This window comes from Larkinella terrae, assembly GCF_009668025.1.
Classification (GTDB): Bacteria; Bacteroidota; Bacteroidia; order Cytophagales; family Spirosomataceae; genus Larkinella; species Larkinella terrae.
The window spans coordinates 91,027-104,042 of the sequence record NZ_WJXZ01000007.1; the positions used below are offsets into that span (position 1 = coordinate 91,027).

Below are 13,016 nucleotides of genomic sequence, written 5' to 3' on the forward strand. Positions count from 1 at the left end.
TGCCTGGTGGTTTACTTTCCAGTCGTGTAGAATTCGTACGCAATTTTCCAGGTAAATTCCTTACCCGGCTCGACGTTAACGGCCACGAAAGGCTCGGGCGACAGGTTCCGGGGATTCGACCAGAACGCCAGTTTCGACAGCGGTCGGTCGCCCCGAATTCGGACGCCCGCACCGGTTTGGGTATTTTCAACTTTGATGTCGTAATCGTTGGCGCTGGTTCCGTAACCATCCACGAGCGTGTAAATGTTTTCCTTGCTCTGGAGCGGCCGCGCGAAGGTAAGTGCCTGTCCACTGTTGGACAAAATCCCCCTCAGATCGCCGGTTTTGGCCGTAAAGGGAAACTCAACCTTGAAACCCGGCCCCGAAGGCAACTGATCGAACACCAGAAAATTGTGGTTGAAAACCGCCGTTTCGATCCGCTTCTTGCCGGTATTTTTCAGGCGGTGTTCCAACACCATTTCCGGCTTGTTCGGGATCAACTTTACGGTTTTTTCGTATTCGTAGGAATAACCGGCGGCATCCTTCAAAACATGCGTAAACCGCACCTGATCGCCCTTTTTCTGCACCGACCATTTGCCCTTGTCCACGTGCTGGTAGTTCACCATGAATTTATACGTATCATTGTCGATTTTTCGCAGGCTGCCCACGCCCACTTTGACGAACAACTCACCGGGTTTGGCCTGATCGTAGCCCAGCGGATCAAAGGCTTCGACAGGGCCCGTGATGGCGTCGTGCAGGAACGGATCGTACTTGTCGAACCACTTCCCGAAATAACTGTGACCTTTGTATTCCAGATTCGCAATCACGCCCGCCCAGTCGAAGCGGGTTCCCCGGTAGTAACCGGCCGCCGTGTCGGGCAAATACAGCGTCGCTTTGACGGAACTGTTGGAAATAACCGCCTGAGGAGCCTCATCGACAGTAGCAGCAATTAAAAAAGTGACCAGCAAAAGGGCAAAAAGGGAGGTTTTCATGAAGGTTTTTGAGTTTAGGATTTCAGGGTTTCGGTATACGGTTTGTGGTTTACGGTTTGTGGTTTACGGTGTGGTTCCCTGAAACTGAATAACATGCGCCAGCCAACCGTAAACTGAAAACCGTAAACCGATCTTACAACACCTTCATCAAGCCTCTCCGGCGGAGCAGCGGTTTGATGTCAGGTTCGGCACCACGGAAGTTTTTGTACAGCGTCATCGGCTCGTCGGTACCGCCTTTTTCAAGGACATTCTTGCGGAACGACTGGGCCGATTTGGGATCGAAAAGTCCTTTCTGCTTGAACACCTCGAACGCGTCGGCGTCGAGCACCGCCGACCAGATGTAGCTGTAATACCCCGCCGAATAACCGCCCGCAAAAATATGCTGGAAATACGTGCTCCGGTAGCGCGGGGGAATCTGCTCGATCAGGCCGATTTTGTCCATTGATTTCTCCTCGAACGCCAGCACGTCGGTGGGCGTCTGGTCGGGTTTCAGGGTGTGGTAATCCATGTCGAGGAGCGAAGCCGCCAGGTACTCGGTGGTTTCAAAACCCTGGTTGAACAGGCTGCTTTTGTTGATTTTCTCGATCAGCGCGTCCGGAATCACCTCACCGGTTTTGTAATGTTTGGCGTAGAGCTTCATCATTTGCGCTTCCGTCGACCAGTTTTCCATGATTTGCGACGGCAATTCCACGAAATCGCGCGGCACCGAGGTTCCCGACAAACTGCCGTAGGTGACGTTGGAAAGCAGACCGTGCAGCGCGTGCCCGAATTCGTGGAAGAACGTCCGGGTTTCGTCCAGACTCAACAAAGCCGGGGCGTCGCCCGATGGCCGGGAGAAGTTACAGACGATGGAAACTACCGGACTTATTTTCCTGCCATTTTTTACTTCCTGCCGCCGGAAACTGGTCATCCAGGCACCCCCGCGTTTGCTGGAGCGCGGGTGAAAATCCATATACATGATACCGATATGCCGTCCGTCGGCTTCCTTAACTTCGTAACCCTGCACTTCTTCCTGGTAAATCGGCAAATCCGTCCTCCGTTCGAAACGCAGGCCGTAAAGCCGGTTGGTAAGCATGAAAATGCCCTCGCGCACGTTCTCCAGCGAGAAATACGGTTTCAGTTGCTCGGCATCGAGGGCGTATTTTTGTTTGCGTAGCTTCTCGGCATAATACCGCCAGTCCCAACTCGCGAGTTTTTCGTTTTTGCCCCGGCGGGGATCCGCATCTTTATCCATCATTGCTTGCAACTCGGCGGCTTCCTGCCGGGTCACCGGCACGGTGGCGGCCCAGAGTTGATTGAGCAGTTCGCTCACTTTCGCCGGGGTTGACGCCATGCTTTCTTCCAGTACAAAAGCCGCGTGGTTTTCGTAGCCCAGCAATTGCGCCTTTTCGGCCCGAAGCATCACCATTTTAGCCATAACCGCCTTGTTGTCGCGGGCGTCGTTGTGATTGCCGCGTTCGAGGTATGCCTTTAATAGTTGTTCGCGGAGCGCCCGGTTATCGGCATAATGCAAAAACGGCATGATGCTCGGATTTTGGAGCGTGAAAACCCACTTGCCCGACAAGTTCCGCTTTTTGGCTTCGTCGGCGGCCGCGCTCACCAGCGAAGCGGGCAACCCGCTGAGGTCTTCCTGTTTTTCGATCACCAGCGCGTAGGCGTTGTTTTCCGCCAGCAGGTTTTGCCCGAATTTGATCGTCAGCACCGAAAGTTCTTCGTTGATTTTCCGGAGCCGTTCCTGTTTTTCGGGCGTTAGCGCGGCCCCACCCCGGACGAAATTCTTGTAGGTTTTTTCGAGCAGCCGTTGCTGTTCGCCGGTCAGTTTGAGTTGATTACGCTGGTCGTAGACGGTTTTTACCCGCTTGAAAAGCGCTGGATTCAGCGAAATATCGTCGCCGTTTTTTGCCAGTTTCGGCGCTACCGACTGGGCGATTTTCTGCAGCGCGTCACTGGTGTTGGCATTGTTGAGATTGAAAAATACCGTACTGACCCGGTTCAGCAAATCGCCACCCGCTTCCAGGGCTTCGATGGTGTTGGCGAAGGTCGGGGCCGATTTTTGACTGGTAATTTTCGTAATGTCGGCCAGTTGTTGTTTAATGCCTTCGTCGAAAGCCGGTTCGAAGTGTTCGGGCTTGATTTTGTCGAAAGCCGGTACCCCAAACGGCGTGTTGTACGCGCTAAAAAAAGGATTGTCCACGGTAGTTTGTCCGTGCGCCGGTGCGAGCGCCATCAGCATTAGGGTCGATGCGATAAAAGTAAATGTTGATTTCATGAAGAAGGCATTGGATGAAGTAACTCAAAACTACAGAATCGCGTCGCGAAAGCCAAACGGGGCCGCCCGGCGGTCCGTGGGTACGAATCGGCCCATTTAAACGCTGGTTCTGTCAGTTCATGCGGGAGTTTTGTTGCTTCGGTGTTTATTGTCTTGATAGTCAGGCAAGTTGAGCCCTACCTTTGTCCTGTCCAAAGCAGATACCGGTCAAAAAACGGATTGGTATACGGAAAAGCGTAAAACGTACACTTTTGTCCGCCAGCGAACAGCAACTGTCCGGCATCGTACAGTAAAATTTTTAAGTCTTATTTTTTAGGTGCTGATTATCAGATTGTTATTGGATTGGCACGGCATTTGGATTATTGGTAACCGAACACGTAAACAACAACTTTTGAATCATACCAGTACGAACAACAACAAATAATAAACGTAAACAACACCATGTTAAACTTCCTGAGTAACCTGATCTGTACCGCGCTGTTGAGCGCCCCTGTCGTTAGCGAACCGGCAACTCCAAAAGCCCTGCCATTCGAAGTAAGCGCCTATGTAACTACCGAAAACAAGATTCGGGTGGCCGTTGAGAAAACAGCGCCTGAGCCGGTCGTGGTTTTACTGCGCAACAGCAAAAATGAAATCCTTTTTCAGGAAATGATTTCGAAAAAAGACTTAAAATACGCGGCCAAGCTGGACATGAAAAACCTGACCGATGGCGCGTATGAACTGGAATTTAAGTCGGCTCAGGGAGTCATCCGGAAGCAGGTCAACGTGGCTACCCAACCGGTAGCCGAGCCAGCCCGGGTGATTCTGATGAATACCCCCGCAGAATAATTTAGAATGTAGATTTAGACAAACTGGAAAGCCACTTCTGCTCGACGGAGGTGGCTTTTTCTGTTTTTACCGGAACGGTTTTTCAGGAATATTCGACTAATTCGCACTAGTATTACGCGAAACCGGTTGCGGCCTGGAGTCCAACGTACATCCCATGAAATTTGACGATTATCCCATTGCCTCCGAAATCAAGCGGAATCTGAGCGAGTTAGGGTTTAAAAAACCGACCGATATTCAGTTTAAGTCGATCCCGAACATTCTGAAGGGGGAAGACGTGCTGGCGATTGCCCAAACCGGCACCGGCAAAACCGCAGCATTTGCCATTCCGGTGATCAATCTGCTGTATGAGCGCAAAACCTCGCGACGCGCCGACGGAATCAAGTGCCTGGTGATGGTGCCGACCCGGGAGCTGGCGCTCCAGATTGCGGGCGTTTTTGAGCAGATTTCCCGCTATCTGAACCTGAAAGTGTTTTGCGTATTCGGCGGGGTGGAGCAGGGGCCGCAGATTGCGCAGCTGGAATCGGGCATCGATATTCTGATTGCCACGCCCGGCCGGATGTTCGATCTGGTGAGTCAGGGGTACATCCGCCTGCAGCGGGTCGAAATTCTGATTCTGGACGAAGCCGATCACATGCTCGATCTGGGCTTTATCAAAGACATTCAGGATTTGATGCGGTTTTTGCCCCGAAAACGGCAGACGCTGTTTTTTTCGGCGACTATCAACGAGAAAATCAAGAAGCTGGCGTATTCGCTGGTGCATAATGCGATCCGGATTCAGATTTCACCGAAAGATCCGGTGGCCAAAAACATCGACCATTCCGTGGCTTTCGTGGGGATGGACGACAAGCGTTTTTTTCTGGAACGGCTCATCAACGAGCACGCGGAAAGCAAAATTCTGGTGTTTGTCCGCACGAAAGTCCGGGCGGAGCGAGTGCAGAAAGCCCTCGAGCGGGTCGGCATCAAAAGCGAGACCATCCACGGCGACAAAGAGCAGCAGGATCGGCTGAAGGTGCTGAATGCGTTCCGAACCGGAGCTGTTAAGGTGCTGATTGCCACCGATGTCAGCGCGCGCGGCATCGATATTGCCAACGTGGATTACGTCGTCAATTACGACCTGCCGGAGCAGCCCGAGAACTACGTCCACCGCGTGGGCCGGACGGGCCGGGGTACGCAGAAAGGCCAGGCCTTTTCGTTTTGCAGTCCCGAAGAAAAACCGATCCTCGACGAAATCGAAACCTTTCTGGATAAACCCATTCGCGTAACTCAAATCGACCAGATCGACTACACCGAAACCGTCGATGCCAGCAAGGAATCCAAATTCGATTTGAAGGCCCTGATGCAGGAAGCTGAGGAGTTTGAGAAAGGACGCAGGAAAAAGAAGAAAAAGTAGCCAGAAAACCGCTCCGCTTTCGCCCGTTTTCCAATGTTGCTGATTTTTAGTATTTGGTTGAAAATGAGCTGAAACCGGTTTTTAATACACCACAATTTCCGGTTTGTTCGATGCAAGTTTCCGGTACGGATTTTCCAGAAACTGCTGCATAAAGCGGGTCATGTCTTCGCCACCGACGCCGTGGGCTTCGTTCCGGAACAACAACCGCTGGCTGTTGGGCATGTAGTGATGAATCCTATCGATGTACAGCGGGCGGCAGGCATTATCCAGCTCACCATCCGCCAGTAGCGCCGGTTTGTTGGAGTAAAAAGGCTGCTTGGTTTCCGGTTTGATCGGCGGCACTTTCCAGCAATCACACAGCTCCTGGTAGACGTCGTTGATGTGGTAGCCTTTGAGGTACGGGAACGCATCGTAGAGTTGCTGGCCAATTTTTTCGCTATGATAAGCGGTTTGGTCAGCACAATAGACCGACAAACGCATGCCCGACGGACCGTTGCCGTATTCAAACGTGCGATCGAGCAGCTGTTTGATGTACGGATAATGATTGCCTTTGATCATATCGCTAATGACCAACGGAAGGCGTTTGTAATACGTATTCACCAATATTCCCATTAAATCACTGCGGGTATATTGAATCCGAACGCTGTCTTTCGTGCCCTTTTCCAGGTACGGAATGGAAAATGGTTTCGTGCCAATGGCCGTAAAATACTGCTGAAACCGTTCCTTCAAATTTCCGTAAACCGCTTTGTCGGTCGAGTCGCGGGCGACGCGTTCGAACAGGATGTTGAGGGATTCATTGAAATTGGCCGGTTCGTCTTCATCGATTGGGACAAAGGTCGGCAGGGGCGAATCCAGAATGAGGGACCGGATGCGGGACGGATCTTTCTTCAAAACCGCCAGCATGAGCCCTCCGCTGTACGAAATCCCCAACAGGTTGACCGAATCCGCTTTCAAAGTCGCCAGCAGATCGTGAATATCCGATACGGTTTCGTCGGTATTGTAACCCGAGAGATCGATTCCGCGCGACTCCAGCGCTTTTTTGTAGCGTTTAACGCCAACTACCATCATGCTGTCTTTATTCAGGTTTTTGCGGTACGATTCTTTAATGGCGTCATCCAGTTCGGGGCTCGACAGGTGGGGCAGGGCGTAGCGGGTTCCCCGTTGCTCGAAGGCAATGCAATCGCGGTCGTTGATGAGGGGCGAGCGCGACGCTCCTCTGGCCCAGCCCAGCGAACTGCTACCTGGCCCCCCGCCGGTGAATAAAACCGGGTCTTTCTTTTTATTCGGATTTTTGCTCTCCACCAGCACGAACGGCAGCTTGATGGTTTTCCCGTTCTTCTTCGACCGGTTTTCGGGAACAATCAGGTACGCGCATCGCGTGCGGAAGCTGCTGTCGATCTCAACGGGGCAGGCGCAGGGTTCCAGCGGACGGACGGTGCCGGGTTGGGCGCGGGCACAGGTGTAGGACAGGAGGAAAACCGCCTGCATCAGCAAGATCGAAAGCTTGTTCATCAGTTCTTGAAATTCGTTTCGACAAAACAAGGCGGTTTTGGGTCGGGATTTTAGTAAAAAACGGACAATTCTATTCGAGGCTCCCAAGTATTTTCTAATTTTCTCCCCGAATGAAAAGACAAAAACCGCCTTTATGCGGCTCAGCGAACGACGGCAACAATCACCAACATGACCTACGGCACCGCCCAAAATACAGATCGATGCAAAAAGAGAAATCAGGTACTGCTGCACCAATACCTGGCGATGGTAGCCCCGCCCGGAGTGCTCCTAAGTTTTAAAATTGCTACTCCAGTTATTTCGAACAATGAAGGGCATTTCCACGATCGATTCGATTTGCTCGAGTTTCACCTGACCCGGCCGGAAGGCGACCCGACCGGAAAATTCGTAAGGCACGGCCGAGAAAATCTTCCGTTTGCCCACGAAAAGCAGGTAGCTGAGAAAGGCGTCATCGGTTTCCGGCAAAGGATCGTGCAGTTTAATGGGCTGAATGAGCGATTCGGCACCCTTCAGCTTGAGGGTCAGAAAGTGGCTGGAAGCATCCAGATTCAGGGCTGCAAATTCGTCAAGTGTCATGGTGTGAAGAAGTTAGCCTTATTCACAAATATAACTGGCTGGCTTATCGGGCCTTGATCAGCCGGTTATATTTTTTCAAAACCGCTTTATTGGCAAAATACAGCCCGACTGCAAGGCAATCGGGCTGTGAAGAAAGAGGTCGGTAACGCTGATGACCCTAGCTAAATCATCAGCTACTTATTTAAACTGCATAAAGGCCTGTCCGATAGAGCCAATAGTACGAAACGCCCAAAAAACCACATGAACGGACATTCTGAGAATACAAATGAATAGACATGGATTTATTGGCGAATCCGCATTGAGCGACCGGATCGATCACACATACTAGTGAATCATTCTCTGGCTAACTAAAAAACGGTTGGGAGCTTTATTTCTACTAAAAAGGATATTTACAAGATTTCGATTTTTCGTTCAGCGGTTTTGCCAAACTTGTTCTGGCTGTCGTAGGCCAGTCCCAGCCCGACGCTGGAAAGTTTGTTTTCGTCTGCAATGGCCGCGTTGGGGAACAGGCGTTTGAATTCGGCCTGAACCAGCGGCACTTCGGTCGAGCCGCCGGTCAGAATAACGAGGTCGATGTCCTGCTGGCGGACGCCCGCGTTCTGCAGACACTCGGTGGCCGAGGCTGTTATTTTGTCAACTTCAGCACGAATCGACTCTTCAAAGAGCGTGCGTTTGATCGGGATGAAAAAATCCGGTTCCACAAACTCGAACGGGGTTTCGAAGGCATCAGCGTTGGTGAGGGCAATTTTCGCCCCTTCGGTAGCCGCCAAAACCGTGTGACCGGTTTCGTTTTCTAGTACACTTAACAGCCGCTTATACCGCTTTTTGTCGTGCGACTGGTGCAGCAACTGCCGCGTCTGCATAATGAGTTTGGGCGTATACAGAAAGTTAACTTTGCTCCATTCCGCCAGGTCGTGATACGGTTTGAGCGGGACTTCCAGGTTTTTCTCGCCGTAGTGGCTGCGGTAACCGAGTTCGGGCATAATGGCCGTCAGACTCAGGTCTTTATCGAAATCGTTGCCGCCCACGCGTACCCCGGTATTGGCCAAAATATCCGACGATCGGTCGGTTTTGCGGGCCGATTGATTCGATAACCGGATAACTGTAAAATCAGAAGTTCCCCCGCCCAGATCGGCCACAATCGCCAGTTTTTCGCCGGTTAGTTTTGCTTCGTGGGCAAATGCCGCAGCAATGGGCTCGAACTGGAACTCGATGTGTTTGAAACCGATCCGCCGGGCAATTTCCTGCAGTTCGGCCTGCGCCTGGGCATCCGCTTCCGGCGACTGATCGACGAAGTGAACCGGTCTGCCCATCACCACATGTTCGATTTCCTGACCTGCTTCGGCGTCGGCTTTGGCCTTCAGCGTTCGCAGAAAGGAGGAAATGATGGTCGAAAAATTCATCGTCGTGCCGTTTACGACGGTTCCGTGTTTCATGAGGGGCGTGCCCAGCACCCGCTTCAGGCTGCGCATAAACCGCCCCGGTTTACGGTCGAAAAACAGGTTGACCGCATTTCTGCCGTAAAAGGCTTTGTTGTCGTCGCGCTGGAAAAAGATCGCGCTCGGAATGGTTACCTGACCGTTTTCAACCGGTACGAGACTGATTTCACCATTTTTGTCAATCGCAATGCTTGAATTGGAGGTACCAAAATCAATTCCGCAGGAAAGTGTTGTCATTCCGGTTGTGTCGGTTTTAGCGTGCAAAAACCATTCGGCGTCCGAAAAAGGAATCGGACGAAAATGGTCTGCCACGGCTTCTGGAGGATAAAAGGGGCGCAAATGTACGTCTAAAATTTGGTTTTTGAGCTGAAAATGTTGTCGCCAATCGGTCGGAAAGTGAATTTTCTGACAGTCGCTCAGCAGGATTGATTCAATTCCCTGTAATCGGGCCGCAGTCAGGGCGGTTTGTCACAGCGGATTGAGTTTTCGGAATATCCGTTGCATCTTTACCCGAAACCAGCGACTACAAAATGGACTTTGAAGCAGTTGCCGCCCAGTTACGCAAACCCGATGGCGAATTCGGCAAACAGGTTGGGGCCAAAATGAACGAAAGTAACTGGTACATCAATCAGTACCTGATTGAAAACCTGAATCTGAAAAACCACGACAAGCTGCTGGAAATTGGGATGGGCAACGGTTTTTTTGTCAAGGATATTTTCGCTAAAGAGCCTTCGGTTACGTATACAGGCTGTGATTTTTCGGAGACGATGGTGGAGGAAGCCAGCCAGTTAAATCAATCGTTTATTGATAGCGGTCAGGCTCAATTCGATAGGGGTTCTACGACCAATCTCCCGTTTGCGAATGCAACGTTTGACACGGTTTTTACGATCAATACGCTGTATTTCTGGGAGAAACCGGTCGACGATCTGGCTGAAATTCACCGGATTCTGAAACCGGAAGGCGAGTTGCTGGTGGCTATTCGACCTGAATCCCTTATGAAAAAGCTGCCTTTTACGCAGTACGGGTTTACGTTGTACGAGAAAGAAGGCGTCATTGAGCTTCTTACCGGGAACGGTTTTCACATGCTCGGGGTGTTCGAAAAAGACGAGCCAGTTCATCAGAATGTGCATGGCGATTCCGTCCAGATGGTGACCGTTATTGTGCGGGCCGTAAAACAATAATCAACTTGTTTCTTTCGATTTGGTCGAGCGATGGTAAGTAATGCGGAATTTCGGAAATTGGCCTCGGCACTCCCGGATGTGGTGGAATTGCCGCATTTTGAAAACACGTCATTTCGCGTAAAAAAGAAGATTTTCGCCACCTTAGCCGAAAAGCACAACCGGGCCTGTCTGAAGTTTTCTGAAGTGGATCAATCGGTTTTTTCATCGTTCGACCAAACCGTTATTTATCCCGTTCCGAACAAATGGGGCAAGCAGGGCTGGACGTTTATCGAACTGGCAAAAGTGGAAGAAGAAACGCTGATCGACGCGCTGAAAACCGCTCATCAACAGGTAGTTAATTCGTCAAAAGGTCAGCCGAAGAAGAGTCTGTAATGCATGTTGAGTTTTTATGACCTAATCCCTTACCATATCGAAAGGATATATGAAAACGCTAGGGATTATCTTTCTAATCTGGCTTGGAATCCGCCAACCGTCCGCTTACGCGCAAATGGATTCTATCAATGCTACCGTGACAATTTCTGATCATCCCAGAATCTTACTTCGTCAAAGTGAGATACAGGCACTCCAAAAGGCAATCCAATTCGATACCTGCCTGCATCTTGTTCACCAATCTCTTTTAAATCAATGTGACAGTATATTGCTGAGCAAGCGGACCGCACTAAGTTCTACACGAGTGGGCCGTATCCAACATAGCGACGTCCGGGAAGCGCTACGACGGCTTTTTGCCCTTTCCTATGGCTGGCGAATGACGGGAAGGCAGGCCTATTTTGACCGGGCAAAACACGAACTATGGATGGTGCTAATTGTGCATTGGCATCGGGAGCAGGTAGAACACCTGGCCGAAATCACCACGGCGGCATCCCTGGCTTACGATTGGCTGTATGGTAACTTGTCGTCCAGAGAACGTGATTTTGTGCAAAAAACAATCATCAAAAAGGGACTGGAAGCCGCATTAACTCCTCGCGATAGCAGCTGGACCGTTCCCACCGATTATCAAATGCAAGTTATTAACACGGGCTTAGTTTTCGGTGCGTTAGCCACTTACGAGTCTCAACCTGCGCTGGCTCGTTCGATTTTAAACCGTTCGATTCGGTCCACCAGGCAAATAATAGCAATCTACGATCCGGACGGCGCTTATCCGTATGGCTATTCGGCCTGGAGTTACGCGACGGGTTTCACGGCTTTATTGATCAGCGCTTTACAAAACGAATTTAGAACCGACTTTGGCTTGCTTGCGCAGCCTGGCTTTTTAAAAACCGCAGATTATGGACTCCATATGCGGGCTCCATCGGGCAACTGCTTCAATTATGGGAAAACGAATCTGGAAGCCCCGCTTCAACCCGTTCAATTTTGGCTTGCCCATCGGGCGGAGAATCAGTGGGCCGGATGGATAGAACGAAACTGGCTGGTAAGAAAAAAGGTAAATACCTGGCAAAAAGAAGCGCTTCCACCCGCCCTATTAATTTGGAGTTATCGTCATCCTTTAACTGTTCCCAACCAACCTCCAAGCCAGGTGTGGGTAGGTCGGGGTAAGGAGCCCGTAGCTTTGCTCCGTAGCTCGTGGAACGACTCAACCGCTTTGTTTATGGGATTAAAAGCGGGTACTCCCTCCCTGGCGGATGCCCACATGGATGTTGGTTCGTTTGTGGTAGAGGCCCAGGGAGTGCGCTGGGCGATCGATCTGGGTCCTCAAAATATGGACTCTTTACAGCTCGCCGGTGTAGATATGCAACCAACCCACCAGAATGCCCCGCGCTGGTTAGTTTATCGAAATTCAACCATGGGGCATAACACCTTGGTAGTGAATTATGGCGCTCAGTTAGTGAACGGATTTGCCCCAATCGTCAGTCATTCCAATCAACCGGCTTTTCGGAATGCGATTACAGATTTGACGTCCCTCTATGCCGAAGATTTGGTCAGTGCCAGACGGGGTGTAGCCATTCTTGATGGCCGGTCCATGCTTGTTCAGGATGAGCTGGAAACAGGGGCTAAGGAATCAGTTGTGCGGTGGGTTTTTGCAACGGGAGCTGAGGTTGAGCTGATCGATTCACATCGAGCCATTCTAAGCCAATCAGACAAGAAGATTCTGGTTGCTTTAGAACCAAATTCGGGGCTAACGCTGCGTGCCTGGTCGACCGGCCCTCGCTATGAGCACGATTCGGCTAATCCGGGTACGATGCAAGTGGGTTTCGAAACCACGATTCCGCCCCGAACGAAACGGTCCTGGAAAGTGGAATTCGTTCCCGGAAGCATTTCGCTGGAAACCACCTCACCCATGGTTTCGCTGGCACAATGGCCCCATGAATAAGCAGGTAATTCAATTGATAGTAAATCCAAAATTTGAGCAACTACAAGTTGCCAAATTGTACAAACTTGCTTACAGATCGATAACTACTAAAAATCCTGCCTGCTAAAGATGGATTTTCCCGCCGGAGAACTGTTCATTCTGCTCTTCTTTTCAGTCGGACTGACGCTCGTCGGCATTGGCTATTTCATCTTTCGTAAGCGCCGGAACCTGACCCGAAACGGGATTGCCGCCAAAGGCATTGTTATCGGGCTGCACCGGATGGAACGTCACGAATATCCATTGGCGCCTTCCATTCGCTACCAGACTACCGACGGTCGGGAGGTGATTTTTCACAGTTCGGAAGGCCGTAATCCGCCGAAATACCGGGTTGGCGATGAAGTAACGCTCTATTACGATCCCAAAGACTTCCAGCATGTTCAACTGGCGGGTGATTACCTGATGGTTTATGTATTTGCCGGAATGGGAGCGGTTTTTCTGCTGCTTTCGGTTTGGGATATTGCCGATTCCGTGGGAACGATCTGGCAGTGGGCCTGGAGTGAATAACC

Annotated in this window: 11 protein-coding genes; 6 read left to right on the forward strand and 5 right to left on the reverse strand. The window is 51.0% G+C overall.

Annotation, left to right across the window (positions count from 1 at the left end):
- Positions 1-11: 11 nt before the first annotated feature.
- Positions 12-971, reverse strand: a complete 960-nt coding sequence (locus GJJ30_RS13225; protein ID WP_154175638.1) for a hypothetical protein — start codon at positions 969-971, stop codon at positions 12-14.
- 133 nt (positions 972-1,104) lie between these two features.
- The gene (locus GJJ30_RS13230) at positions 1,105-3,204 is read right to left on the reverse strand and encodes a M3 family metallopeptidase (protein WP_229313131.1); all 2,100 of its coding nucleotides are present in this window, start codon (positions 3,202-3,204) and stop codon (positions 1,105-1,107) included.
- A gap of 477 nt (positions 3,205-3,681) precedes the next feature.
- Between GJJ30_RS13230 and GJJ30_RS13235 the strand changes: the two genes are divergently transcribed.
- Together GJJ30_RS13235 and GJJ30_RS13240 are read left to right on the forward strand one after the other, a co-directional pair.
- On the forward strand, positions 3,682-4,068 hold the full coding sequence (locus GJJ30_RS13235; protein ID WP_154175640.1) for a DUF3244 domain-containing protein: 387 nt from the start codon (positions 3,682-3,684) through the stop codon (positions 4,066-4,068).
- Between the two features lie 154 nt (positions 4,069-4,222).
- Positions 4,223-5,458 carry a DEAD/DEAH box helicase gene (locus GJJ30_RS13240; RefSeq protein ID WP_154175641.1) on the forward strand — a complete coding sequence of 412 codons (1,236 nt, stop codon included), beginning with the start codon at positions 4,223-4,225 and terminating at the stop codon, positions 5,456-5,458.
- An 81-nt stretch (positions 5,459-5,539) separates the two neighbouring features.
- On the opposite strand, the gene GJJ30_RS13245 is transcribed toward GJJ30_RS13240, so the two are convergent.
- The 3 genes from GJJ30_RS13245 to GJJ30_RS13255 all read right to left on the reverse strand — a co-directional run bounded on the left by GJJ30_RS13245 (position 5,540) and on the right by GJJ30_RS13255 (position 9,219).
- Positions 5,540-6,970 carry an alpha/beta fold hydrolase gene (locus GJJ30_RS13245; protein WP_154175642.1) on the reverse strand — a complete coding sequence of 477 codons (1,431 nt, stop codon included), beginning with the start codon at positions 6,968-6,970 and terminating at the stop codon, positions 5,540-5,542.
- Between the two features lie 267 nt (positions 6,971-7,237).
- Positions 7,238-7,543: a hypothetical protein gene (locus GJJ30_RS13250; protein ID WP_154175643.1), complete on the reverse strand. Its 306-nt coding sequence runs from the start codon at positions 7,541-7,543 to the stop codon at positions 7,238-7,240.
- Positions 7,544-7,932: 389 nt separating this feature from the next.
- Positions 7,933-9,219, reverse strand: a complete 1,287-nt coding sequence (locus GJJ30_RS13255; protein ID WP_154175884.1) for an Hsp70 family protein — start codon at positions 9,217-9,219, stop codon at positions 7,933-7,935.
- A 293-nt stretch (positions 9,220-9,512) separates the two neighbouring features.
- On the opposite strand from GJJ30_RS13255, the gene GJJ30_RS13260 reads away from it, so the two are divergent.
- The 4 genes from GJJ30_RS13260 (at position 9,513) to GJJ30_RS13275 (ending at position 13,014) form a co-directional block, all read left to right on the forward strand.
- Complete coding sequence (locus GJJ30_RS13260) at positions 9,513-10,163, forward strand: class I SAM-dependent methyltransferase (protein WP_154175644.1); 651 nt, start codon at positions 9,513-9,515, stop codon at positions 10,161-10,163.
- A 30-nt stretch (positions 10,164-10,193) separates the two neighbouring features.
- On the forward strand, positions 10,194-10,535 hold the full coding sequence (locus GJJ30_RS13265; protein ID WP_154175645.1) for an MmcQ/YjbR family DNA-binding protein: 342 nt from the start codon (positions 10,194-10,196) through the stop codon (positions 10,533-10,535).
- A 49-nt stretch (positions 10,536-10,584) separates the two neighbouring features.
- Complete coding sequence (locus tag GJJ30_RS13270) at positions 10,585-12,471, forward strand: heparinase II/III domain-containing protein (protein WP_154175646.1); 1,887 nt, start codon at positions 10,585-10,587, stop codon at positions 12,469-12,471.
- Between the two features lie 108 nt (positions 12,472-12,579).
- Positions 12,580-13,014, forward strand: coding sequence for a DUF3592 domain-containing protein (locus GJJ30_RS13275; RefSeq protein ID WP_154175647.1), 435 nt, complete (start codon positions 12,580-12,582; stop codon positions 13,012-13,014).
- The last annotated feature ends 2 nt before the right edge of the window (positions 13,015-13,016 follow it).

Excerpts from the sequence above, each read along its gene's own strand:
- GJJ30_RS13225 (WP_154175638.1), bottom strand. The coding sequence starts at position 971 with ATGAAAACCTCCCTTTTTGCCCTTTTGCTGGTCACTTTTTTAATTGCT.
- GJJ30_RS13230 (WP_229313131.1), bottom strand. The coding sequence starts at position 3,204 with ATGCTGATGGCGCTCGCACCGGCGCACGGACAAACTACCGTGGACAAT.
- GJJ30_RS13235 (WP_154175640.1), top strand. The coding sequence starts at position 3,682 with ATGTTAAACTTCCTGAGTAACCTGATCTGTACCGCGCTGTTGAGCGCC.
- GJJ30_RS13240 (WP_154175641.1), top strand. The coding sequence starts at position 4,223 with ATGAAATTTGACGATTATCCCATTGCCTCCGAAATCAAGCGGAATCTG.
- GJJ30_RS13245 (WP_154175642.1), bottom strand. The coding sequence starts at position 6,970 with ATGAACAAGCTTTCGATCTTGCTGATGCAGGCGGTTTTCCTCCTGTCC.
- GJJ30_RS13250 (WP_154175643.1), bottom strand. The coding sequence starts at position 7,543 with ATGACACTTGACGAATTTGCAGCCCTGAATCTGGATGCTTCCAGCCAC.
- GJJ30_RS13255 (WP_154175884.1), bottom strand. The coding sequence starts at position 9,219 with ATGACAACACTTTCCTGCGGAATTGATTTTGGTACCTCCAATTCAAGC.
- GJJ30_RS13260 (WP_154175644.1), top strand. The coding sequence starts at position 9,513 with ATGGACTTTGAAGCAGTTGCCGCCCAGTTACGCAAACCCGATGGCGAA.
- GJJ30_RS13265 (WP_154175645.1), top strand. The coding sequence starts at position 10,194 with ATGGTAAGTAATGCGGAATTTCGGAAATTGGCCTCGGCACTCCCGGAT.
- GJJ30_RS13270 (WP_154175646.1), top strand. The coding sequence starts at position 10,585 with ATGAAAACGCTAGGGATTATCTTTCTAATCTGGCTTGGAATCCGCCAA.
- GJJ30_RS13275 (WP_154175647.1), top strand. The coding sequence starts at position 12,580 with ATGGATTTTCCCGCCGGAGAACTGTTCATTCTGCTCTTCTTTTCAGTC.